The sequence below is a fragment of the Rhizobium sp. 2YAF20 genome (genome assembly GCF_052114685.1).
GTDB lineage: Bacteria > Pseudomonadota > Alphaproteobacteria > Rhizobiales > Rhizobiaceae > Rhizobium.
Window position 1 is genome coordinate 1 of record NZ_JBFRFF010000126.1, and the last position, 904, is coordinate 904.

General features: G+C 60.5%; 1 protein-coding gene. It reads left to right on the plus strand.

Annotation, left to right across the window (positions count from 1 at the left end; genetic code table 11):
* The coding region (gene tnpC / locus AB4Z52_RS36215; protein WP_442222614.1) for an IS66 family transposase at nucleotides 1-904 on the plus strand (904 nt) is incomplete at both ends.

A 904-nucleotide genomic window follows, 5' to 3' on the forward strand; every position in this document is an offset into this window, starting at 1 on the left:
CGAGGTCAAGGCGAAGGTCCTGCAGAATGTGCGGTTCAAGTACGCTTGCCGCCATTGCGATCGTACAGGGATTACCACGCCCGTCGTGATCGCACCGATGCCGACGCAGCCCCTGCCGGGCAGCATCGCGACGGCCTCGACACTGGCCTTCGCGCTCGTCCACAAGTACGTCGATGGCACACCGCTCTACCGCGTGGCGCAGACATTCGAGCGGGCCGGCGTTCCGATCAGCCGCGGCGCTCTCGCTCATTGGGTCATCGGTTCGAGCGAAAAGCATCTGCACCGCATCTATGATGCTCTGAGACTGCGGCTGCGATCACAGGCTCTCATTCATGGTGATGAGACGACAGTCCAGGTGCTGAAGGAAAAGGACAAGGAGGCCACCAGCACATCGTATATGTGGGCCTATCGAAGCAGCCACGACAGCGACCAGCCGATCGTACTGCTTGATTATCAACCGGGCCGTGGCCAGATCCACCCACAGACCTTCCTCGGTGACTACCGCGGCATACTGGTCACTGATGGCTACACCGCGTGGCGAACATTACATGGCGCAACCCATGTCGGATGCATGGCTCACTCCAGGCGGCGCTTTGTCGAGGCCCTAAAAGCCAGAAAGAAAGGTGGCGGCCCGCCGGAGCAAGCTCTGAGATTCTTCGAGCAGCTCTACCGGATCGAAAGGAAGGCGCGAGACGAAAAGCCCGACGTCGGTGAAACGCAGGCCGACTGCATCCACCGTTTCCGCCAACAGCACAGCTTGCCTGTCCTGAACGCTTTAAAGACGTGGCTCGACGATATCGCGCCGAAGGTCGTGCCGGACACCAAGCTCGGCGATGCCGTGTCCTACACCCTGAACCAGTGGGATTACCTGACACGCTACACCAGCGACGGCAGGATGCCGATC